Annotated in this window: 18 protein-coding genes; 10 read left to right on the plus strand and 8 right to left on the minus strand. The window is 62.2% G+C overall.

From position 1 onward, the window contains the following. Positions 1-426: 426 nt before the first annotated feature. The 3 genes from V7787_RS13020 to V7787_RS13030 all read right to left on the minus strand — a co-directional run bounded on the left by V7787_RS13020 (position 427) and on the right by V7787_RS13030 (position 3,868). Positions 427-1,788 (minus strand): amino acid permease, encoded by a 1,362-nt coding sequence (locus V7787_RS13020; RefSeq protein ID WP_003255172.1) that lies wholly within the window; start codon positions 1,786-1,788, stop codon positions 427-429. A gap of 56 nt (positions 1,789-1,844) precedes the next feature. After that, positions 1,845-2,786, minus strand: coding sequence for an AEC family transporter (locus V7787_RS13025; RefSeq protein WP_049586457.1), 942 nt, complete (start codon positions 2,784-2,786; stop codon positions 1,845-1,847). Between the two features lie 194 nt (positions 2,787-2,980). Next, complete coding sequence (locus V7787_RS13030; protein ID WP_104886644.1) at positions 2,981-3,868, minus strand: acyl-CoA dehydrogenase; 888 nt, start codon at positions 3,866-3,868, stop codon at positions 2,981-2,983. A gap of 160 nt (positions 3,869-4,028) precedes the next feature. Between V7787_RS13030 and olsB the strand changes: the two genes are divergently transcribed. Then, positions 4,029-4,784, plus strand: coding sequence for an L-ornithine N(alpha)-acyltransferase (olsB, locus tag V7787_RS13035; RefSeq protein WP_003255175.1), 756 nt, complete (start codon positions 4,029-4,031; stop codon positions 4,782-4,784). Next, a complete protein-coding gene (locus tag V7787_RS13040) occupies positions 4,784-5,572 on the plus strand; it encodes a lysophospholipid acyltransferase family protein (RefSeq protein WP_104886645.1) in 789 nt (262 codons plus the stop codon). The genes olsB and V7787_RS13040 overlap by 1 nt, the downstream gene beginning before the upstream one ends. Positions 5,573-5,684: 112 nt before the next feature. Here V7787_RS13040 and V7787_RS13045 read toward each other — a convergent pair whose 3' ends face one another. Continuing rightward, entirely contained in the window at positions 5,685-6,269 is a 585-nt protein-coding gene (locus V7787_RS13045) for an acyl carrier protein phosphodiesterase (RefSeq protein WP_064492404.1), read from the minus strand. A 150-nt stretch (positions 6,270-6,419) separates the two neighbouring features. Here V7787_RS13045 and V7787_RS13050 point away from each other — a divergent pair, with 150 nt between their 5' ends. After that, positions 6,420-6,722 carry an ArsR/SmtB family transcription factor gene (locus V7787_RS13050; protein ID WP_003255178.1) on the plus strand — a complete coding sequence of 101 codons (303 nt, stop codon included), beginning with the start codon at positions 6,420-6,422 and terminating at the stop codon, positions 6,720-6,722. A gap of 17 nt (positions 6,723-6,739) precedes the next feature. Next, on the plus strand, positions 6,740-7,789 hold the full coding sequence (locus V7787_RS13055) for an alkene reductase (RefSeq protein WP_010952123.1): 1,050 nt from the start codon (positions 6,740-6,742) through the stop codon (positions 7,787-7,789). A 106-nt stretch (positions 7,790-7,895) separates the two neighbouring features. Here the strand turns inward: V7787_RS13055 and V7787_RS13060 are convergent, their stop codons facing one another. From V7787_RS13060 to V7787_RS13070, 3 genes are all read right to left on the minus strand, one after another. After that, complete coding sequence (locus tag V7787_RS13060) at positions 7,896-8,765, minus strand: hypothetical protein (RefSeq protein WP_064492403.1); 870 nt, start codon at positions 8,763-8,765, stop codon at positions 7,896-7,898. Between the two features lie 73 nt (positions 8,766-8,838). Next, entirely contained in the window at positions 8,839-9,831 is a 993-nt protein-coding gene (locus V7787_RS13065) for an NAD-dependent epimerase/dehydratase family protein (RefSeq protein ID WP_064492402.1), read from the minus strand. A 49-nt stretch (positions 9,832-9,880) separates the two neighbouring features. Continuing rightward, positions 9,881-10,771 carry a LysR family transcriptional regulator ArgP gene (locus V7787_RS13070; protein ID WP_003255184.1) on the minus strand — a complete coding sequence of 297 codons (891 nt, stop codon included), beginning with the start codon at positions 10,769-10,771 and terminating at the stop codon, positions 9,881-9,883. A 101-nt stretch (positions 10,772-10,872) separates the two neighbouring features. On the opposite strand from V7787_RS13070, the gene V7787_RS13075 reads away from it, so the two are divergent. After that, positions 10,873-11,472: a LysE/ArgO family amino acid transporter gene (locus tag V7787_RS13075; protein ID WP_020191198.1), complete on the plus strand. Its 600-nt coding sequence runs from the start codon at positions 10,873-10,875 to the stop codon at positions 11,470-11,472. Between the two features lie 266 nt (positions 11,473-11,738). Next, positions 11,739-12,335, plus strand: coding sequence for a superoxide dismutase (locus V7787_RS13080; RefSeq protein WP_003255187.1), 597 nt, complete (start codon positions 11,739-11,741; stop codon positions 12,333-12,335). A gap of 153 nt (positions 12,336-12,488) precedes the next feature. Here V7787_RS13080 and V7787_RS13085 read toward each other — a convergent pair whose 3' ends face one another. Then, positions 12,489-13,238: a hydroxypyruvate isomerase family protein gene (locus V7787_RS13085; RefSeq protein ID WP_104886647.1), complete on the minus strand. Its 750-nt coding sequence runs from the start codon at positions 13,236-13,238 to the stop codon at positions 12,489-12,491. Between the two features lie 193 nt (positions 13,239-13,431). Here V7787_RS13085 and V7787_RS13090 point away from each other — a divergent pair, with 193 nt between their 5' ends. The 4 genes from V7787_RS13090 (at position 13,432) to V7787_RS13105 (ending at position 20,837) form a co-directional block, all read left to right on the plus strand. Beyond that, the gene (locus tag V7787_RS13090) at positions 13,432-14,334 is read left to right on the plus strand and encodes a GntR family transcriptional regulator (protein WP_104886648.1); all 903 of its coding nucleotides are present in this window, start codon (positions 13,432-13,434) and stop codon (positions 14,332-14,334) included. Positions 14,335-14,539: 205 nt separating this feature from the next. Continuing rightward, entirely contained in the window at positions 14,540-16,996 is a 2,457-nt protein-coding gene (locus V7787_RS13095) for a membrane-bound PQQ-dependent dehydrogenase, glucose/quinate/shikimate family (RefSeq protein ID WP_336088533.1), read from the plus strand. Positions 16,997-17,296: 300 nt separating this feature from the next. Then, positions 17,297-19,348 (plus strand): putative bifunctional diguanylate cyclase/phosphodiesterase, encoded by a 2,052-nt coding sequence (locus tag V7787_RS13100; protein ID WP_020192983.1) that lies wholly within the window; start codon positions 17,297-17,299, stop codon positions 19,346-19,348. Positions 19,349-19,505: 157 nt separating this feature from the next. Next, on the plus strand, positions 19,506-20,837 hold the full coding sequence (locus V7787_RS13105) for an imelysin family protein (protein ID WP_010952117.1): 1,332 nt from the start codon (positions 19,506-19,508) through the stop codon (positions 20,835-20,837). Positions 20,838-20,888 lie beyond the last annotated feature (51 nt).

A 20,888-nucleotide genomic window follows, 5' to 3' on the forward strand; every position in this document is an offset into this window, starting at 1 on the left:
AATTATTCCTGTGGGATTTGCGCGCGAACGCTTTGGCGCATGGCTCGATATCGCGTCGTACAAACAAGGCGGTCGCGCGCGCCTGGCACAGAACGGTTTGTTTCGGGCCAATTATTCCTGCGGGATTTGCGCGCGAACGCTTTGGCGCATGCCTCGATATCGCGTCGTACAAACAAGGCGGTCGCGCGCGCCTGGCACAGGACGGTTTGTTTCGGGCCAATTATTCCTGTGGGATTTGCGCGCGAACGCTTTGGCGCATGCCTCGATATTGCGTCGTACAAACAAGGCGGTCGCGCGCGCCTGGCACAGGAGGGACTGGCCCGAAACAAACGTAGGAGCGGGTTTACCCGCGAAGCGCCGCGCGGGCGGCGCTCGATCTCACAGGCACCGAAAACCTAACGGCATACCCCTTACGAACAAACCCGATCAGCCCTTGGCCTGGCGAGCCTTCTTCAGCTTGAAAGCCACCCACAGCACAGCGATCCATGCCGGGATCAGCATTACCGAGATGCGAATCGGCGGCGTCAGGTACATCACCACCAGGATCAGCACGATGAACGCCAGGCACAGGTAGTTGGTCAGCGGGTGCCCCAGGCTTTTGTAGAAGGGGGTGATCCCGGCGGCCAGCTTGGCCTTGCGGAATTTGAGGTGGGTAATGCTGATGCTCGCCCAGTTGATCACCAACGCGGACACTGCCAACGCCATCAGCAAGCCAAAGGCCCCGCCCGGCATCAGGTAATTGATCAGCACGCACAGGCCGGTCGCAAAGGCCGACACGGCCAGCGCGGTCAGCGGCACGCCGCTACGGCTCACCTTCAGCAACTGACGCGGCGCATCGCCCTGGCTGGCCAGGCCGAACAGCATACGGCTATTGGCGTACACACAGCTGTTGTACACCGAGAGCGCAGCCGTCAGCACCACGATATTGAGGATGGTCGCCACCAGGTCGCTGTCCAGTTCGTGGAAGATCATCACGAACGGGCTGCCGCCCTGCACCACCTTCTGCCAAGGGTACAGCGACAACAGCACTGCCAAGGCACCGATGTAGAAAATCAGGATACGGTACACCACCTGGTTGGTGGCCTTGGGGATGCTCTCGCGCGGGTTGTCAGCCTCGGCAGCCGTGATGCCGACCAACTCCAGCCCACCGAACGAGAACATGATCACCGCCAGGGCCATTACCAGACCCGTGACGCCGTTAGGGAAGAAGCCGCCGTACTGCCACAGGTTGGCCACGCTGGCATCCGGGCCACCATGACCGCTACCCAGCAACCAGGCACCAAAGCCGATCATGCTGACGATGGCTACCACCTTGACCAGGGCGAACCAGAACTCCATCTCGCCATAGACCTTTACCTGGGTCAGGTTGATCAGGTTGATCACCACGAAGAAAATCGCCGCCGTGGCCCAGGTGGGGAAGTCCGGCCACCAGTACTGCACGTAGATACCGACCGCCGTCAGCTCGGCCATGCCGACCAGCACGTACACCACCCAGTAATTCCAGCCTGAGACAAAGCCGGCAAACTCGCTCCAGTATTGGTGGGCGAAGTGGCTGAAGCTGCCGGCGACCGGCTCTTCCACCACCATTTCACCCAGCTGGCGCATGATCAGGAAGGCCATCAGGCCGGCGATGGCGTAGCCCAGCAACACGGAGGGGCCGGCCAACTGGATGGTCTGGGCAATGCCCAGGAACAACCCGGTACCGATGGCCCCGCCCAGCGCGATCAGCTGGATATGGCGATTCTTCAGCCCGCGCTGTAACCGCTCGGGCGTGCTCTGGTCTTGCATGAAGTGTCCTTTAGCTCAGTGAGGCAGTGTTGTTGCTGTTATTTGCAGTCAAGGATCTAGATCCATCCGCCCCACTGCAAGATGAAAATACCAATGTTGGTGGTGATCGCCGCCATTAGCGTGGTAATCACGATGATCGACGCAGCCAGTTCATGATTGCCGTTGGCTGCCCGCGCCATCACGTAGCTGGCCGCAGCGGTCGGGCTGCCTATGTACAGGAACAGGATGCCCAGCTCCGCCCCGCGAAACCCGCACAACCAGGCCCCAAGGGTGCCGAGCAGCGGCAGCCAGAGCATTTTCACGAAGCTGGCATCGATGGCCAGCCGACCACAGTTACGCAGCGCTGCCAGCGACAGCGTGCCGCCGATACAGATCAGCGCCAGCGGCAGGGTCATCTGTGCCAGGTAGTCGCCCGAGGTCAGTAGCCAGTTGGGCAGCGGCACCTGGCCGTAAGCCATGGGCGCGGCCACCAGCACGCTGATGATCAGCGGGTTGCTGAAAATGCTCTTGCAGATGCTCCACGGATCGGACTTGAGGTCCGGGCTGTACACCGCCAGTACCACCGCTGACAGCGAGTTGTACATGAGGATGACCAGGCCTGCGAGTACCGCCCCCAGGGAAATGCCATAGTCACCGTACAGGCTGGCGGCCAGAGCCAGGCCGATCACACCGTTGTTGCCGCGGAAGGCGCCCTGGGTATAGATGCCCCGGTCGGCCATCGGGCTGCGCCAGATGGCCATGCCCCAGGCAATGGCGAAACCGACCAGGGTGGCGACGATGAAATACAGGATGACACCGGGCTTGACCGCTGCGGCCAGGTCGGCGTGGTAGATGCCGAGGAAGAGCAGCGCCGGCATGCAGACGTTGAATACCAGCTGCGAGGCGACGCGGTTGAAGTTGTCGTCGATCAAGTGAATGCGTTTGAGCAGGACGCCCATGAACAGCATGGCGAAAACCGGTGCCGTGATGTTCAGGGTCTGGATAAGAAGGGCGAGCATGCGCAAGCGATCCTGGAGGGGTTGCCGTCAGGCGGCCAATGATACGTCAACGGCTGGGATTTGCGGGGATCAAGCGCGATAAAAGGAAATGTCTTTCAGGTTTTCTGCTGCCAGTACCGGCCGCTTTGCACCTAACCCCGCCCCCCACAGGTACCACGCCGCGATTCATCGGTTCACACAAACCTGTCAGCCATTCACGAAAAGCCCGCAGCAGCCCAGGCCTTGTTCAGCCGCTTCTCCCGCGCCGACGCCGCCAGTGCCATCACCCCTTGGTCACGCTGCCAGATTTGCGCCCAGTGCACCGGCCCTGTCGCCAACGCCGCATCGATCTCCCCCCGCAAGGCCTGGAACTGCGCAAACAACCCGCCAAGCAACAAGTGACAACCCATGCTATCGGCACACTGGCGGCTACCCTCGGCGCAGCCGGCCAACAGCCCAAGCAACTGCAGGCGCAGCCCCTGCGGCCAGGCGCACTCCTGCCCAACGCCATACAACCAGGCGGTCAGCGCCGCGAGCACATACAAATCCTCCAGCGAACGGAACGGCTTCACGTAGGCATCCCAGCCGTCACCGGCCAGCAACTCGCACGATGCCTGCTCCAGCAGCAGCCGGGCGTGCCCGACTTCCGGCATCAGCGGCAGGGTCGGCAATGGCTCCAGTGTCACCCCCGGCTCCCCGGGATAGACCACCGCCAGGCTCAGTTGCGGCGCCGCGCCAGCCGCTTCGCTACGCGCCGCCACCAGCAACCACTCCGCCTCCAGGCCTGCGGTAACGAAGTCTTTGCAGCCCGACAGCCGCAGAGCGTCCAGCCGTGTGTGCATGTCTGCAGGCCGCACGCTGCGCCGCTCGGTGGCACACAAGGCGCCAAGGCTGTGCGGCGCACTGGGCCACAGCACGCGAAGGGCGGCCTGGTAACCCACCAGGAAGGCCAGGCCCGGGGTGGCCATTGCACACCCACCCAGTACCGCCAGTTCGAACGGGGCAACCGGGCCGAGGCGCTCAAGCAGCGCGGCGTAGGTTTCGCCCAGGGTGCCTGTCGGCGCGAGGCGAAGCGGATCGTTGAGTCGTTGCAACCAGGCCATGGAACAGCTCCTTGCTGGAGGGCTTTCAGTTAAGGCTCAGGGTGTGTCACGCAAGCATCACCAAACATTCACAGGGGTGACACTGGGTCTACCTAGGCTGACTTTGCACAACAAAGCCGACCGGCCGCAACCCTTCTTGGCTGGCTTATGGAGACTCGTAATGACTCGGATCGCTACCGCTGGCGACTACAGCACCGAACGCCGTCTGCAAGCCGAACGCCTGGTTGGCGCCGCGGCGTTGCAAGAAGCCCAGGCTCTGCGCTACACCGTATTCAGCGCAGAATTCAAGGCCAAGCTCAAAGGTGCCGAGCAGGGCCTGGACATGGACGACTACGACGTGCACTGCCGCCACATTGGTGTACGCGACCTGAGCACCGGCGAACTGGTTGCCACCACCCGCCTGCTCGATCACCAGGCCGCCAGTAGCCTGGGCCGTTTCTACAGCGAAGAAGAATTCAGCCTGCACGGCCTGTTGCAGCTGCAAGGCCCGATCCTCGAACTGGGCCGTACCTGCGTCGCCCCCGACTACCGCAACGGCGGTACCATCGCCGTGCTCTGGGGCGAACTGGCCGAGGTGCTCAACGAGGGCCGCTACAGCTATCTGATGGGCTGCGCCAGTATCCCCATGCAGGACGGCGGCGTGCAGGCCCATGCAGTGATGCAGCGCCTGCGTGAACGTTACCTGTGCACCGAACACCTGCGTGCCGAGCCGAAGAACCCACTGCCGAAACTGGCCCTGCCCAACAACGTCATTGCCGAAATGCCACCGCTGCTCAAGGCCTATATGCGCCTGGGCGCGAAGATTTGCGGCGAGCCATGCTGGGACGAAGACTTCCAGGTGGCAGACGTGTTCATCCTGCTCAAACGCGACGAGCTGTGCCCACGCTACGCCCGCCACTTCAAGGCGGCGGTCTGATGCCCAAGTTGCGGGTACTGGCCCGCCTCATCCGACTGCTGCTGGTGCTGGCGCAGGGCATGCTGATGGCCAGCATTATCGCCTTGGGCGAACGCTTGGGCTTCAAGGCGCCGATCGAACGGCGCCAGCGCTGGACTTGCCTGTTCATGAAGCGCCTGGTCGCTGCCCTGCCCTTCGACGTCAAGGTAGTCGGCGAACTTCCGCAGCGGCCGATGCTGTGGGTCAGCAACCATGTTTCCTGGACCGACATTCCCCTGCTTGGCATGCTCACGCCGCTGTCTTTCCTGTCCAAGGCCGAAGTGCGCCACTGGCCGGTGGCCGGCTGGCTGGCGGAAAAGGCCGGCACGCTGTTCATTCGCCGAGGTGGTGGCGACAGTCAGCGCCTGCGCGAACAGATCGCCGGGCAACTGGGGCTGGCTCGTCCGCTGTTGATCTTCCCCGAAGGCACCACTACCAGCGGCCGCACGTTGCGCACCTTTCATGGCCGCCTGCTTGCAGGTGCCATCGACCGTGGCGTGGCAGTGCAGCCAGTCGCTATCCAGTACCTGCGTGATGGCCGGATCGACCCGGTAGCGCCGTTCATTGGTGAGGACGACCTGGTGTCCCACCTTATGCGCCTGTTCGCCCTGCCGCGGGGCGAGGTGTGCATCCACCTGCTGCAGCCAATAGGTAGCGTGGGCAAGGAACGTGCGGTGCTGGCGTTGCAGGCACAACAGGCGATTCACCTGGCGCTGTTCGGGGTTGAAGACGTGGAGATGGCGCCACGTCGGCAGGCGCGGGCTGCCTGAATGCGTGTACTGCCTGTTCTGGCCCTTTCGCGGGTGAACCCGCTCCTACACCGAGCGCATTGCCCGTAGGAGCGGGTTTACCCGCGAAGGGGCCAGTATCACCCACACACCTCTAACTGTCAGACATCCGCCCTACCGCCGCAAACGCCTGCAACTGCGGGTAGAACTCGCGAAAATCCGCCAGCAGCGGCTCATACAGCCGCTCCAGCTCCACCATCACCCCGGCCATCCCCTCAGGCCGCGACAAGCGCCGGGCAATGCCGTTGAACACCTGCGCCAGCGTATCGAAGTCGCCATACGCCCCTAGCCAGTCATCCGCTGCCATGAACGGCGCAATCCGCGCCAGCCGCCCAGGCAGCTCAGGCTCTGCCAGCAATATTCGATAGAACGCGCCAGTGAACTGCTCCAGCGGCTGATCGGCGTAGTTGCCCCAGTGCCGTGCCAGGCAATGGTCGAAAAACACATCCAGAACGATGCCGGCAAAACGCCGCCGCTCGCGCGGAAAACGTGCCAGAGCCGCCAGCACCACTGGGTGCCGGTCAGTGTAACTGTCGATTTGCCGGTGCAGCCGGATGGCCGCCTCCAGCGCAGGCGGAAAGCGCCCTTCCAATGAGCCTTTGACAAAGTCGCCATACAGGCTGCCAAGCAGTTGTTGCGGCGCCGGGCCGCCCAGGTGCAAGTGTGCGAGGTAGTTCATGAGCGCAGTCTAGCATCGTCACCGAACATATCGTTATAACGCGATATATCGATTCGTGCTCAGCTCAGAACACGTTCGTATTTGTATATCGGAATTCAGCGAACTATATTTCGCCCCATCGCGATATACCGCTACAACGAGCCTCAAACCATGCCACTCGATCTCGACGAAATCATAAAAGCACTGGCCCACCCGGTCAGGCGAGAAATTCTCAGTTGGCTGAAAGACCCGGCAACCCAGTTCCCGGACCAGTACCACAGCACCGAAAACGGTGTGTGTGCCGGGCAGATCGACCAACGCTGCGGCCTGTCGCAGTCGACCGTCTCTGCCCACCTGGCCACGTTGCAGCGCGCCGGGCTGATCAGCAGCCAGAAGATTGGCCAATGGCACTTCTTCAAACGCGACGAAGCCACCATACAGGCGTTCCTCGAACAACTGCGCCAAGCACTTTGACAAGGCAGGTAACCGCTATGACCACACTTTTCGATCCGATCAAACTGGGCGACCTGCAACTGCCCAACCGTATCATCATGGCCCCGCTCACCCGCTGCCGCGCCGATGAAGGCCGCGTGCCCAATGCGCTGATGGCCGAATACTACGTACAACGTGCCAGCGCCGGGCTGATCCTCAGCGAAGCGACTTCGGTCAGCCCCATGGGCGTCGGCTACCCAGATACCCCCGGCATCTGGAACGATGAACAGGTACGTGGCTGGAACAACGTGACAAAGGCCGTGCATGCTGCGGGCGGTCGCATTTTCCTGCAGCTGTGGCACGTGGGTCGTATCTCCCACCCCAGCTATCTGAATGGCGAACTGCCTGTGGCCCCCAGCGCGATCCAGCCCAAGGGCCATGTGAGCCTGGTGCGCCCACTGAGTGACTACCCTACCCCACGGGCGCTGGAAACCGAAGAAATCAACGACATCGTCGAGGCCTACCGCAGTGGCGCCGAAAATGCCAAGGCTGCCGGTTTCGATGGTGTGGAGATCCATGGCGCCAACGGTTACCTGCTCGACCAGTTCCTGCAAAGCAGCACCAACCAGCGCACCGACCGTTACGGTGGCTCGCTGGAAAACCGCGCGCGCCTGTTGCTGGAGGTGACCGATGCGGCCATTGAAGTGTGGGGCGCACAGCGCGTAGGTGTGCACCTGGCACCGCGTGCCGACGCCCACGACATGGGCGACGCCGACCGCGCCGAGACCTTCACCTATGTGGCCCGAGAGCTGGGCAAGCGCGGCATCGCCTTCATCTGCTCACGAGAACGGGAAGCCGACGACAGCATCGGGCCGCTGATCAAAGAGGCATTCGGTGGCCCGTACATCGTCAACGAGCGGTTCGACAAGGCCAGTGCCAATGCGGCCTTGGCCAGTGGCAAAGCGGATGCCGTGGCGTTTGGTGTGCCGTTCATCGCCAACCCCGACCTGCCGGCACGGCTGGCAGCGGATGCGCCGTTGAACGAGGCACATCCCGAAACCTTCTATGGCAAGGGGCCGGTGGGTTACATCGATTATCCGCGGTTGTGATTGAGGGCCATTCGCGGGCATGCCCACCACCGGTACAGCGACAGGCTTGAAAGCTGCGCTTGATCCTGTGGGAGCGGGCTTGCCCGCGAACAAGGCTCAGCTGATGTCACGGACGGGCGTTGATCTGTTGCTGCAGGTTCTGAATCTGGCTCTGCAGCGTATTCAGGTTACGCGTCATCTGCGCACGGAAGGCATCGAACTCCTGCACCGAAGCACCACCGGATGACGCCGCAGCCGGGCGGTTGTCGACCTGGCTCTTCAAAACCAGCATGTCCTGCTGCAGGCTCTGAATGTCAGCGCTCGGGTTGCCCTGTTTCTTCAAGGCCGCCACCTCGCTACCCAAACTCTTGAGCTGGCCGTCCAGCTGAGCGCCATCCACCTGTGAGGCCTTCAGCGCGGCAACCTGCTCGCTCAGGCTCTTCAACTGGGCATCCAGCTTGCCACCATCGACCTGGCCCGAACGCAGCGCCGCCAACTCGCCATTCACCAGCTTCAGTTGCGCCTGCAACTGGCTTTGCAGCTCGGTCACAGCCTTCTGCTGTTCTCGGGTATCGGCCAGCACCTGCTCCAGACGCTTGCCCAGGTCGCCGGTCTGCCCGGCAACACCCTGCTGCAACTGGCGCAGCTGTAGCTTCAATGCCTCGCTGCTGGTAGTGGCGCCAGACTCACTGGCCGCCACCTTGCCACTGATTGCCTGAAGGCGGCCAGCCGCCTCTTCACTGATGCGGGCAAAGCTTTCCTGGGTCGCCACCAGTTGCTGCTCCATCAGCGAGATCTGCTGGAAGCTCCACCAGCCCAGACCCGCCAAGGCGATGAACGAGGCACCGAGCAATGCCCACAACGGCGCCGTGCTGGCCCCGCGGGCGGCTTTCTGGCGGCTGCGCATCACATGCGCCGGCATCAGTTCGTCATCATCAACGGTGCCCGCCCGCAAGGCAGGCACGTCATCAAAGTCATCGTGAGCATGGTTACGCATGGATACATTCAACCGCGGTAGTCACAAAGAGGCACGAGTATAAACCGCCAGCGCAGCGCATTGATGACCATTGTCAGCCGGGCGGCAAATGCTTCCACCAGCCGCAGAATTCATCCACCGCCGTCCACAGGCTGACCTTGGGCTGGTAGTCCAGGTACTGCCGGGCACGGCTGATATCCAGGGTGAAATCACGGCTCATCACCTGCATCCCCAGGCGCGACAAGGTCGGTTGCGGGCGCCCTGGCCATAACATGCAGGCCGCCTCGTTCAGCGCGGCCAGGCTGTAGGCAAGGCCATAGGAACGGTAGCGGGTCACCTGGGGAAGCTGCATCTGGCGCATCACGTAGTTGACCACGTCCCACAGCGGCAGTGGCTGGCCGTTGCTTATGTTGTAAGCCTGGCCCAGCGCCCGGTCATCAGCGAACAATGCACTTAGCAGCGCCTCGTTGAGGTTGTGCACACTGGTGAAATCGACCTTGTTCAGGCCGTTGCCGATGATCGCCACACGCCCTTTGCGCTGCATCTGCATCAGCCGCGGGAAGATACTGGCATCGCCCGCGCCGGTGACGAAGCGCGGGCGCAGCGCCAGCACTTCAAGGCCAAACTCCTGGGCGCCGAACACTTTCTGCTCGGCCAGGTACTTGGTTTGCCCATAGTGATCGTGGAAGCGACGCGGTACCTGGTCTTCACGGACGTCCAGACGCGAACGGCCATTGAAGTAGATCGACGGCGAAGACAGATGCACCAGGCGCCGTACGTGCTCTTTCAGGCAGCCCTCGACCACGTTCTCGGTCACCACCACGTTGCCTTGGTAGAAATCCTGATAGCGCCCCCAGTTACCCACTGCGCCAGCGCAGTGCACCACGGCTTCGACACCCTGGCACAAACGCCGGGCCAGCTCGGCGTCACCCAGGTCGCCCGGGATGAACTGTGCGCCACGCTTGACCAGATGCTCGACCCCTTCGGCACGGCGGCCGCTGACGCGCACGTCCAGGCCTTGCTCCAGGGCGAAACGCGCAAAGCGCCCGCCAATGAAGCCACTCGCGCCGGTGACCAGAATTCGCATGTAACACTCCGTCTTGCCAGATTTCAGATGCAACTGACGCCAGCCATGGCTACAAGGGCACCAGCCAATGCTGTGCGGTGTGCCGCAGGTGGTCGGTCAGTTGCGCGAGCAATTGCCCGCCATTGCGCCAATGATGCCAGTACAGCGGCACATCGATAGGGGTATCGCGGCAGATTTCCACCAATTGCCCACTGGCCAGTTGCTCCCGGGCCTGCAATTCGGGCACCAGGCCCCACCCCAACCCGGCCTCGGTCATGCGCAGGAAGCCTTCGGATGAAGGGCACAGGTGGTGCAGGAAACCACCCTCTATGCCCAGCGATGCCAGGTAGCGATGCTGCAGGAAATCGTCCGGCCCGTACACGATCGCTGGCGTACGGGCCAGGCGGCTGGCGACAAAACCTTGGGGGAAGTGCCGCGCCATGAACACGGGACTGGCCAATGCCCGGTAGCGCATGGCCCCCAGTGGCAAACTGCGTGCGCCGGCTACCGGCCGCTCACTCCCACACAGGCAGGCCGCCACTTCGCCGGCACGCATGCGTTTCAGGCCCACTTCCTGGTCCTCAACCACCAGGTCGGTCAGCACGTTCTGTTGTGCGCAGAAGTTGCCCACCGCGCCGGCCCACCAGGTGGCCAGGCTATCGGCGTTGAGGGCGATGCGCAGGCGCTCCGGCATGCCCTCTTCGTCCAGCGCCGGTACCTGGCGCTGCAGGTCGCGTTCGAGCAGGCGCACCTGCTGCACATGGTTGAGTAGCTGGCGGCCGACTTCGGTCGTGCCGGGCGGCGAGGCACGTACCAGCACCGGCTGGCCGACCCGCGCCTCAAGCAACTTGATGCGCTGGGAAATCGCCGATTGCGACAAGCCCAGCACCTGCGCCGCACGCTCGAAACCGCCTTGTTCGATCACTGCCGCGAGGGCAGCCAGCAGTTTGTAGTCGAACATCGATTTTCCTAATGGGTGATCAGCTTTATTTGTTTTTCTTATACAGCGCCGAACATCACAATGGCCAGCATCTTTCGTGACCCTTTTTGGAGAGCCCTGCCATGTGGCAAAGCTATCTCAATGGCATGCTGGTGGCCTTCGGTCTGATCATGGCCATTGGCGCCCAGAACGCCTTCGTCCTCGCCCAGAGCCTGCGCCGTGAGCATCACCTGCCGGTGGCAGCGCTGTGCATCATCTGTGACGCCATCCTCGTGGCCGCCGGGGTATTCGGCCTGGCTACCGTGCTGGCACACAACCCGACCTTGCTGGCGATTGCCCGCTGGGGCGGCGCAGTGTTCCTGATCTGGTACGGCGCCAAGGCGCTGCGCAGTGCCTGCTCCAAGCAGAGCCTGCAGCACCAGCAAGGCCAGGGCGTTCGCTCACGTCGCGCCGTACTGCTCAGCGCCCTGGCAGTGACCCTGCTGAACCCGCACGTGTACCTCGACACCGTGTTGCTGATCGGCTCGCTGGGCGCCCAGCAGTCCGCCCCTGGCGCCTACGTGGCCGGAGCGGCCAGCGCTTCGCTGCTGTGGTTCTCGACCCTGGCCATTGGCGCGGCGTGGCTGGCACCGTGGCTGGCGCGGCCGGCGACCTGGCGCATGCTCGACCTGATGGTGGCGGTGATGATGTTCGCGGTGGCGGCGCAATTGATCTTCAACTGACCTCGGGGCGCGGCATATTCATCAACGGCAAGATCGTGCAGCACGCGGTCTTGCAGGCAACACCCGCGCAACGCCGAGCCGCCGGTCGGCACAGCCCAGCCCCTGCGGAACCTCTATTCCCTATGTTTGTTGCGTGGTTATGCGCCGGGCCCGGTGCTATGATCCAGCCCTTGCGTCGCAAAGAGTACAGACTCGCCGACGCTTATCGGGCCGCCCGTGATCGGCCTTGCGCAAACCGCAAACAGACCTGAATCAGGAGATCCACCATGGCTTTTGAATTGCCGCCGCTGCCGTACGCCCATGACGCCCTGCAGCCGCACATCTCCAAGGAAACCCTGGAGTATCACCACGACAAGCACCACAACACCTACGTCGTGAACCTGAACAACCTGGTCCCAGGCACCGAATTCGAAGGCAAGACCCTGGAAGAGATCGTCAAGAGCTCTTCGGGCGGCATCTTCAACAACGCCGCTCAAGTCTGGAACCACACCTTCTACTGGAACTGCCTGTCGCCAAACGGCGGCGGCCAGCCTACCGGTGCACTGGCTGACGCCATCAACGCCGCTTTCGGTTCCTTCGACAAGTTCAAGGAAGAGTTCACCAAGACTTCGGTGGGCACCTTCGGTTCCGGCTGGGGCTGGCTGGTGAAGAAAGCTGACGGTTCCCTGGCCCTGGCCAGCACCATCGGCGCCGGCTGCCCACTGACCAGCGGCGACACCCCGCTGCTGACCTGCGACGTCTGGGAACACGCCTACTACATCGACTACCGCAACCTGCGTCCGAAGTACGTCGAGGCGTTCTGGAACCTGGTCAACTGGGCCTTCGTTGCCGAGCAGTTCGAAGGCAAGACCTTCAAGGCCTGAGTCCCTCAGCCTTGAGCAAGAAACCCGGCCTCGTGCCGTAATGCTGGCAGTCCAGCATTGCCATCCACGCCGGGCTTCCTCGAAAAACCGATGCCAGTCTTCTGGCATCGGTTTTTTTTCAAGGGTTCTGGAACGGGCCAGCGCACAGGGCGTTCATGAGGCGTACTGACCAAGCCAGCCAAGGCTATCTGCAGTAGCGCCCGTAGGCCGGTACTCACACCCGACCCAGCCCGCATACCCGCGCTGCTCCAGCGTCGCAAACAACCCTGCAATGTCCATCTGCCCCGTCCCCGGTTGATGCCGCCCAGGACAGTCGGCCACCTGCACATGCACCGTCCGCTCAAAGAACTGTGCCAGCACATCGGCCGCATTTCCGGTCAACAACTGCGCATGGTAAAGATCAAGGATCAGCCCGAGACTCGCATACGTCTCCAGCACCTGCTGTGCCTTGCTGAAGTCGGACATGTAATACCCTGGCATTTCCTGCGTGCAGATCACTTCGATCAATGGCCGCAGCCCTTGGTCCTCGAAGTACTTCACGGCATAGTCCAGGTTGCTCGCGTACACCTTGCCGGCGCCATCCTCGTGGGTTATCCCGGACATCAGGTGCACATCCGTACATGCCAGTGTGCGGGCATAGCTGGCTGCCTGGCGCAACCCGTCACGAAACTCGGGTTCCCTGCCCGCCACTGCAGCAATGCCCTTGGAAACGCCAGCCGGTGCGGCAAACTGGACCAATGGCAACGCGTACTTCGCCAGTTCATCAGCCAACAAACTCGCATCCAACTCATAGGGCGAGGGGAATTCCACCGCGCGAAATCCGGCGGCAGCGGCGGCTTCGATACGCTGCAGAAAAGGCATTTCGTTGAACTGGAAGCCGAGGTGAGCATTGAATTTGAGCATGTGTAAAGATCCATCCCGGGAAGAAAACATTCGTCGTTCCAAATCCTGAGCCGCGGCTCAGGCACTGCGCTGGCGGCAACTGCGCCAGCTCGCTGCGTGCAGATACTCAGGTTCTTCGTGTGTGGTATTTTCCTGCCCCAGTCCGACCCAAATCTGCCGGATCGACTGAAGTCAAACATTCGGAATACAGCCTGTGATCAAGAAAGACCTCGCCCTGCAATTGGCCCCTCGCGTCATCGAGATGATCCGCGCCCGGTCGATGAAGGCCGGCGAGCCATTGCGCGAGCAAACCTTCGCCCAAGCCTTCGATGTCTCCCGCTCCCCCATCCGCAGGGTATTCGCCCTGCTCGCCGAGTGGAACATCGCGGTCCAGGAGCCCAATCGCGGCTATTTTCTGAAACAGGACGCCGGGCAGATCCAGGAAGCCACCGTACCGCCCGCCTGCGACCCCTTCGAAGACTTCTACCTGCGTGTGGTGGACGACATCCTCAACGGGGAAATCCCTGCCGAATTCTTCGAAGCCCAGCTCCTGCGACGCTACTCTGTGCCTCGCGGGCAACTGCTCAAGGTCCTCAACCGGCTGGCAAGCGAAGCCATGGTCGAGCGCAAGCCTGGGCAAGGCTGGAGCCTCAACGAATTCGTGCACAACGCCCAGACCCACATCCAGAGCTACCGCTTCCGCATGGCCATCGAGCCGGCCGCACTGCGTGAGCCGGGCTACAACGTGAACCAGGCCGCCTTTGCCAAAGCCAGGGCGCAACAGCAGGCCATGCTCGACGGCGAGATTCACACGCTGTCACGTGCCCAACTGTTTGAAATCGGCGCCCAGTTTCACGAAATGATCGTGCAATGCTCGGGCAACCTCTTCTTCATCGATGCCATACGCCGGCAAAACCAGCTCAGACGCTTCATGAGCTACAAAGCCAACGTCGACCGCAGTCGCCTGATGACGCAATGCCTGGAGCACCTGCACCTGCTCGACCTGATCGAGTCCGGTCGGCGCGAAGAAGCCGCACGGTTTCTGTGGAAACATCTGGACGAAGTCGGCCGCCTCAAAACCGGCCAGGATGCCTTGCAGGAAAGCCAGCAGGCATAACCCCTCTCCTCCTTCCTTCAAACCCGCGCGTGAATCAGGTATGGCAGCTTAGCCATTGCCTCCTTTTGACACAAGATACAAAGCAGCCTGAAAAATCAGCGCTCGCTGTAAAATTTGCGCCACTTATTGTATTTCATTGCAACAATAAGCAATATGCGCACCGCTCGGACGCACTGTGGCACCGAATCACACAGGAATGGATGCAATGGAACAAGGAACGTTGGCTAAAGGGACGGGGGTCTCGAGCCTTCTGTTCGGGGTGTACACGATTCTGCTGGCCCTGCTTGGCCTGACACTGGCCTATCAGGGAGGCACGCTGGTCAATGCCGGTGGCACGCCTTACTACGCGATGATGGGCACCGTATTGCTGCTGGCCGCAGCACTCATGGGCCTGAAGAAGGCGGCCGGAATCTACCTCTATGGCGCAGCATCCCTGGCCACCTACGGTTGGGCGATCTGGGAGTCGGGCTACAACGGCTGGGCCTATATTCCACGCCTGGCCTGGCTGGTACTGCTCAGTGTGATCTTTCTGGCTTTCTGGCCACTGGTCCGCCGCGACTTCGCCAAAATCAACAAGGCACTGTACTTCAGCATCATGGGCGTGCTGCCGCTGCTGATGGCAGCCACCATCCTGGTACCGCTGTTCTTCCCGAACACCGTTCATCTGGCCGACTCGCCGGCTATCACCGCGCATTCACAGCAACCGTTCAGCCGCAGCACGGTGGCATCACCAGACGCCAACGTCGCCGCGTCTCACGACAAGACCAATTGGACCGCCTATGCCGGCTCGAACCTCGGCAACCACTATTCCGCTGCAGCGCAGATTACTCCAGCTAACGTTTCCGGCCTGGTCAAGGCGTGGGAATACCACCATGGCGATGTCAAACAGCCTGGCGAAAAAACCAAGTATCTGAACGAGGCCACCCCCATCAAGGTTGGCGACTCGCTGTATACCTGCACGCCGAAGCAAATCATCATTTCGTTGAACGCGACCACCGGCAAAGAGAACTGGCGCTACGATTCGAAGGTCGACCCGGACTACTTCGCCAACGGCGGTGCCTATTGCCGTGGTGTCTCGTACTACGAAGTACCCAATGCCAGCGGGCTTTGCGCCAAACGCATCATCTGGGGCACCAACGACATCCGCCTGGGTGCAGTTGATGCGCTTACCGGGCAGGCCTGCCCAGACTTCGGCACGGCAGGCTTTGCCGACCTCAAGGACGGCCTGGGTACGTTCCGTAAAGGCTCCACCGGCATCACTTCCGCACCGCTGGTCATCCGCGGGGTGGTCATCACCGGTGGCCGGGTGCTGGACTCGGATGTGCGCCCGGCACCGTCAGGCGTGGTTCGCGCCTACGATGCAGTCAGCGGCAAACAAAAGTGGGCCTGGGATCTTGGCCGTCCCGATAGCACTGCCCCTGCCGACGCAGATGAAACCTATACACTCAGCACGCCCAACTCATGGGCGCCGATTTCCGCCGACGACGAGCTGGGGCTGGTCTACATCACCACGGGTAATGCTGCAGGTGACTTCTATGGCGGTACCCGCACCGAACAGGAAGACAAGTTCAGCTCTTCGCTGGTGGCCCTGGATGCCCTCACCGGCAAGGTCAAATGGCACTTCCAGACCGTCCATCACGACCTCTGGGACTACGACCTGAGCCCACAACCGGCGCTGATCGATTTCCCCACCGCCAACGGCACACGCCCGGCAGTCATCCAAGCCACCAAGTCAGGCCAGTTGTTCGTCCTGGACCGCGCCACTGGCGAACCGCTGGTCGATATCTCGGAGGCTGCCGTCCCACAGGGCACGGCCCCTGGGGACTACACCGCGGCGACACAACCGTTGTCACCGGGCATGCCGAGCACCATGGGCCGCCCATCGAAAAACCCGGAAGTGCTGAACGAAGCCGATGCCTGGGGCCTGACGCCGTTCGATCAGCTGCAATGTCGCATCGAGTTTCGCCAGGCGCGTTACGAAGGGATCTTTACACCACCGGTAGTCGGCCAGCAAAGCCTGATCTTCCCCGGGCACCACGGCGGCCTGAACTGGGGCGGGGTGATGGTGGACCTGCAGCGAGGCCTGCTGATCATCAACAACCAGCGGCTGCCGTACATGCAGGGGCTGGTTCCACGCGAGCAGCTCGATGCGATCAATGCCAAATCGTTCCAGGAATCGCCCGGCAATAACCAGGGGTTCCGCGTCCAGGCCGGCCTGCCGTACGGGGCCATCAAGGACCCATGGATGTCGGCGCTGGAACAACCGTGCATCGCGCCACCCTGGGGGTTCATCTCCGCTATCGACCTGCGCACCCGTGAAGTGCGCTGGAGCCGCCCATTCGGCACCGGCTATGACAGCGGTCCCTTGGGCATCGCCTCGAAACTGCGCTTCGAAATCGGTACACCGAGCGATGCCACCGGCGTTGCTACAGCCGGCGGCGTAACCTTCATCGGCGCTGCCATCGACCGTTCCATGCGCGCCTACAACAGCGAAAGTGGTGAATTGCTGTGGGAAGAACGCCTACCGGCCGGCAACCAGGCGTCGCCCCTGACCTACGTGAGCGAAGGCCGCCAGTACGTGGTTGCCGTGGTCGGCGGGCATGACCGGATTCCGACCAAGCTGGGTGACAGCATCATTGCCTGGGCGCTGCCGGAGAAATAGCGCTGCCTTTCAGGGACAGCCATCGGTTACTTCCGCTCCACAGGCCCTCTGTTCGAGGAGTGTGCCATGCCTGTGGGGGCGGGCTATCCGCGAAGCAGCCAGCACATATTTCACCTGCGCCCCACCCGCAAAACGCTTGCTCAGACCGCATACCACGCTAACATCAAACCTCTGGAAGATTGATACAGCGCATTCAAGTTGCGGGGTCAGGCAACCGATACACTGCTAATGGTCGGCCGGTAGTGTATCGTCATCGTTGATGGCAAAATGATGCCATGCGCATGGATTAAGGAAACCCCATTGAAGCTGGAATTGCGGAACAGCTTGTCGGTCAAGTTGCTCAGGGTCGTGCTGCTGTCGGCGCTGGCGGTCGGCGTCGTGCTCAGCTGTGCGCAAATCATCTATGACACCTACAAGACCCGCCAGGCCGTGGACAGCGACGCCCAGCGCATCCTCGACATGTTCCGCGATCCTTCGACCCAGGCGGTTTACAGCCTCGACCGTGAAATGGGCATGCAGGTCATGGAAGGCCTGTTCCAGGACGAATCAGTGCGCATGGCCTCCATTGGCCATCCCAACGAAACCATGCTGGCAGAAAAGTCCCGCCCGCTGCAGGACATGTCCATGCGCTGGCTCACCGACCTCATCCTCGGCCAGGAGCGCACCTACACCACGCAACTGGTCGGCCGTGGACCTTACAGCGAATACTACGGCGACCTCAGCATTACCCTCGATACCTCCTCCTACGGCAAAGATTTCCTGATCAACGCGGTGATCATCTTCATATCCGGCGTGCTGCGGGCCATGGCCATGGGCCTGGTGCTTTACCTGGTCTACCACTGGCTGCTGACCAAACCGCTGTCGAAGATCATCGAGCACCTCACCCAGATCAACCCTGACCGCCCCAGCCAGCACCAGATACCGCTGCTCAAGGGCCACGAGAAAAACGAGCTGGGCCTGTGGGTGAACACCGCCAACCAGTTGCTGGCCTCGATCGAGCGCAACACCCATTTGCGCCACGAGGCGGAAAACAGCCTGCAGCGCATGGCCCAGTACGACTTCCTCACCGGCCTGCCCAACCGCCAGCAACTGCAGCAGCAACTGGACAAGATCCTCGTCGACGGCGGCCGCCTGCAGCACCGAGTGGCAGTGCTGTGCGTTGGCCTGGACGACTTCAAGGGTATCAACGAACAATTCAGCTACCAGGTCGGTGACCAGTTGCTGCTGGCCCTGGCCGATCGACTACGCGCCCACAGCGGCCGCCTGGGCGCTCTGGCGCGGCTGGGCGGCGACCAGTTCGCCCTGGTACAGGCCAATATCGAGCAGCCCTACGAGGCTGCCGAACTGGCGCAAAGCATCCTTGATGACCTGGAAGTACCGTTCGACCTCGACCACGAGCAAATCCGCCTGCGCGCGACCATCGGCATCACCCTGTTCCCCGAAGACGGTGACAGCACCGAAAAACTGCTGCAGAAAGCCGAACAGACCATGACCCTGGCCAAGGCCCGCTCGCGCAACCGCTACCAGTTCTATATCGCCAGCGTCGACAGCGAGATGCGTCGCCGTCGCGAACTGGAAAAGGACCTGCGTGAAGCCCTGCCCCGCAACCAGCTGTACCTGGTGTACCAGCCACAGATCAGCTACCGCGACCACCGGGTGGTTGGCGTAGAGGCCCTGCTACGCTGGCAGCACCCGGAACTGGGCATGGTGCCACCCGACCAGTTCATCCCCTTGGCCGAGCAGAACGGCAGCATCATCAGCATCGGCGAATGGGTGCTTGACCAGGCCTGCCGGCAACTGCGCGAATGGCACGACCAGGGCTTCAGCGACCTGCGCATGGCGGTCAACCTGTCTACCGTGCAACTGCACCACAGCGAGCTGCCACGGGTGGTCAACAACCTGCTGCAAGCCTATCGCCTACCACCGCGCAGCCTGGAACTGGAAGTCACCGAAACCGGCCTGATGGAAGACATCAGCACCGCCGCCCAGCACCTTTTGAGCCTGCGCCGCTCCGGGGCGCTGATTGCCATCGACGATTTCGGCACCGGCTACTCGTCCCTCAGCTATCTGAAGTCGCTGCCCCTGGACAAGATCAAGATCGACAAGAGTTTCGTTCAGGACCTGCTCGACGACGATGACGACGCCACCATCGTTCGCGCCATCATCCAGCTGGGCAAGAGCCTGGGGATGCAGGTGATCGCCGAGGGCGTGGAAACGGCCGAGCAGGAAACCTACATCGTTGCCCAGGGTTGCCACGAGGGCCAGGGCTACCACTACAGCAAGCCCCTTTCGGCCCGTGAACTGACCCACTTCCTCAAACAAGCGCAACGCAACCGGGTTTCGGTGTCCTGAGGCACCTGCCCGGTTACAGGCCGAGCCCCTGATTTACATGAATTGCGCGCCCGCCCCTTTACAGCAAATGCAAATCTTTCGCATGATGTTGTAGTTTTGCGTGCCACGGCGCACGGTCCACCCTTTGGTCCAACCACACGATGCAGGAAAACCAATAATGATTCGAATGCCTCTGGCCTCCGCCAGTCTGCTGGCCATTGCCATCGCCCTCGCCGGTTGCGGTGAAGGCAAGGACGAAAAAGCCGCCGCGCCGCAAGCCCAGGCACCTGCTGCTGCCACCACCGCTGCGCCAGGGGCTGTCGACGAAGCAGCCGGCAAAGCCGTGGTCAAGCATTACACCGACATGGTCTACGCCGTGTACAGCGACTCGCTGAGCACTGCCAAGACGCTGCAGACCGCGGTCGACGCGTTCCTGGCCAAGCCCAACGACGAAACCCTGAAAGCCGCCAAGGAAGCCTGGTTCGCCGCGCGCGTACCGTACCTGCAGAGCGAAACCTTCCGCTTTGGCAACACCATCATCGACGACTGGGAAGGCCAGGTGAACGCCTGGCCCCTGGACGAAGGCCTGATCGACTACGTCGACAAGAGCTACGAGCACGCCTTGGGCAACCCGGGGGCCAGCGCCAACATCATCGCCAACACCGAGATCCAGGTGGGTGAAGAGAAGGTCGACGTCAAGGACATCACCCCCGAGAAACTGGCTAGCCTGAACGAGCTGGCTGGCTCCGAGGCCAACGTTGCCACGGGCTATCACGCCATCGAATTCCTGCTCTGGGGCCAGGACCTGAACGGCACCGGCCCTGGCGCTGGCAACCGCCCGGCATCCGACTACCTGGAAGGCCAGGGCGCTACCGGCGGCCACAACGACCGCCGCCGCGCCTACCTGAAAGCGGTTACCGACCTGCTGGTGACCGACCTCGAAGAGATGGTCGGCAACTGGGCACCGAACGTCGCCGACAACTACCGCGCCAAGCTGGAAGCCGAGCCCGTCAACGACGGCCTGCGCAAGATGCTGTTCGGCATGGGCAGCCTGTCGCTGGGCGAACTGGCTGGCGAGCGCATGAAAGTTTCGCTGGAAGCCAACTCGCCGGAAGACGAGCAAGACTGCTTCAGCGACAACACTCACTACTCGCACTTCTACGACGCCAAGGGCATCCGCAACGTCTACCTGGGCGAGTACACCCGCCCGGACGGCACCAAGCTGACCGGCCCTAGCCTGTCGTCGCTGGTCGCCAAGGTTGACCCGGCCGCCGATGCAGCCCTCAAGGCCGATCTGGAAGCCACCGAGGCCAAGCTTCAGGTGATCGTAGACCACGCCCTCAAAGGCGAGCACTACGACCAGCTGATCGCCGCCGACAACGCTGCCGGCAACCAGGTTGTACGGGACGCCATCGCCGCCCTGGTCAAGCAGACCGGGTCGATCGAACAGGCCGCGGGCAAGCTGGGCATTGCCAACCTGAACCCGGACACTGCGGATCACGAGTTCTGATCCTGCTGTAGCGCTTCACCGCAAACGCCCGGCCTTGTGCCGGGCGTTTTC

The sequence above is a fragment of the Pseudomonas sp. CGJS7 genome, assembly GCF_036961695.1.